Genomic DNA, 2,471 nt, shown 5'->3' with positions numbered 1-2,471 from the left:
CCCTCCCGGACACGCCCACCGCCATCACCGGGACGCTCCGCCGCGAGGACGGCGGCGCCGACCGCCTCCTGGCAGGGCTGGGCGAGCTGTTCACCGCCGGGACACCGGTCCACTGGCCCGCCACGTTCGCCGGTACCCACCCCGCCAGGATCGCCCTGCCCACCTATCCCTTCCAGCACCGGCACTACTGGCTGACCGCCACCGGCCACGGCGGGGACGTCGGCTCCGTGGGGCTGCGCGAAGCGGCGCATCCGCTGCTGGGGGCCGTGGTCAGCGTGCCGGACACCGGAGGCGTGCTGCTGACCGGGCGGCTGGCGCCGTCGGCGCAGCCCTGGCTGGCCGACCACACGCTGTCCGGTGTCGCCCTGGTGCCGGGCACGGCGATCGTGGACCTGGCGGTCCGCGCCGGGGACGAGACCGGCACCCCGGTGCTGGAGGAGCTGGTCCTCGGCCAGCCGATGCTCCTGCCCGAGGACGGCTCGCTCCAGGTGCAGGTCCTGGTCGGCGCGGCCGAGGACGACGAGCGCCGTGCGGTGCGCGTCTACTCCCGTACCGACGAGTCCGAGCCCTGGGTCGAACACGCCTCCGGCACCCTCTCCCCGCAGGCGGCGCAGGCGATACCGGAGGCCGGGGCGGAGCGGCAGTGGCCGCCCGCCGGGGCGGAACCCGTCGCCCTGGAGGGCTTCTACGACCGGCTGGCCCAGGCGGGCTACGCGTACGGGCCGGTGTTCCGCGGGCTCACCGCCGTATGGATCCGTGACGACGAGGTGTTCGCCGAGGTCACGCTCGGGGAGGACCAGCACGAACTCGCCGACCGCTTCGGCATCCACCCGGCGCTGCTGGACGCGGCGCTGCACGCGAGCAATTTCTGCCCCGGGAACGAGCCCGGCGGCAGGACGTACCTGCCGTTCTCGTGGAACGGCGTGCGGCTGCACGCCGACGGCGCCACCGCCCTGCGGGTGCGGGTCACCTCCACCGGGCCGGACAACCTGTCGCTGCACGCGACCGATCCGCACGGGGTGCCCGTGATCACCGTCGGGTCGCTGGTGCTGCGGGAGACCACCGCCGAGCAGCTGCGTGCCACGTCCGACCCGTCCCTCGCGGACTCCCGGTTCACCGTGGAGTGGACCGAACACCCCCTGGCGCCGCACGAGGCGGCGTGGGCGGAGCTGGACACCGGGAACGACGACGGCTCGTGGCCGGAGGTCGTCGTCGCCGACACCCGCGCGTGGGCCGCGGAGGACAGCGGAGCGCCGGCCCGCGCCCGTGAGCTGACCGGCCGGGCGCTGGCCGCGATACAGCGCCTGATCAGCGAGGACGCCCTCGCCGACAGCCGCCTGGTGCTGCTCACCCGGGGTGCGATGGCGGTGCGTGACGACGCCGAGGTCACCGACCCGGCCGCCGCCGCGGTGTGGGGCCTGGTGCGCGCCGCGCAGGCCGAGCACCCGGGCCGGGTGTGCGTGATCGACACCGACGACCGGTCGGCCGAGGCCCTGCCCGCCGCGCTCGCCGCGGACGAACCGCAGCTCGCGCTGCGCGCCGGAGGCGCGTGGGTGCCACGCCTGGTGCGCGTGCGCCCGGGGCTGGCGATACCGGACTGCGGGGCGTGGCACCTGGACGTCACCGAACACGGCACGCTGGAGAACCTCGCTCTGGTGCCCCACCCTCCGGCGCAAGCACCGCTGGAGGCGGGCCAGGTGCGGATCGCGGTGCGCGCCGCCGGCCAGAACTTCCGCGATGTGCTCATCGCCCTGGGCATGTACGAGGCGGAGATCGGCACCGAGGGCGCCGGTGTGGTGACCGAGGTCGGCCCGGGTGTGACGGACCTGGCCGTGGGCGACCGCGTCATGGGCATGCTGCCGGGTTCGTTCGGGCCGCTGGTGGTGGCGGACCGGCGGACGGTGGTACGGATGCCGCGCGGCTGGTCGTTCACCACGGCGGCCGGGGTGCCGGTGGCCTACCTGACCGCGCTGTACGCGCTGCGGGACCTGGCCGGCGTCCAGCCGGGCGAGACGGTGCTGGTCCACGCCGCCGCCGGTGGTGTCGGCATGGCCGCCGTCCACCTCGCCCACCATTTCGGCGCCACCGTCCTCGCCACCGCCCACCCCGCCAAACACCACGTCCTGGAGGAACTCGGCGTCTCCGCCACACGACGCGCCTCCAGCCGCGACCTCGGCTACGCGAACGCCTTCGCCGCCCCCGACATCGTGCTCAACTCCCTCACCGGCGAACACATCGACGCCTCCTTGGACCTGCTCGCCCCCGGTGGCCGGTTCATCGAGATGGGGCGCACCGACATCCGTGACGCGGCGGAGGTGAGCGCCGCCCGTCCGGGCCGGACGTACCGCGCGTTCGACCTGGGCGCGGACGCGGGCCCGGACCGCATCCAGGAGCTGCTGGTCGAGCTGGTGGAGCTGTTCGAGCAGGGACGGATCGCGCCGCTGCCGGTGCGCCCGTGGGACATCACCCGT

At 75.1% G+C, this 2,471-nt stretch carries 1 protein-coding gene; it reads left to right on the top strand.

What is annotated here, in order from left to right:
- On the top strand, positions 1-2,471 hold a 2,471-nt coding region (locus tag AXW62_RS39500; protein ID WP_159061118.1), incomplete at both ends, for a SpnB-like Rossmann fold domain-containing protein.

The sequence above is a fragment of the Streptomyces hygroscopicus subsp. hygroscopicus genome (genome assembly GCF_001553455.1).
GTDB classification, from domain to species: domain Bacteria; phylum Actinomycetota; class Actinomycetes; order Streptomycetales; family Streptomycetaceae; genus Streptomyces; species Streptomyces hygroscopicus.
The sequence above is the reverse complement of the archived record's forward strand: the minus strand, read 5'-3'. Positions and strand labels throughout refer to the sequence as shown.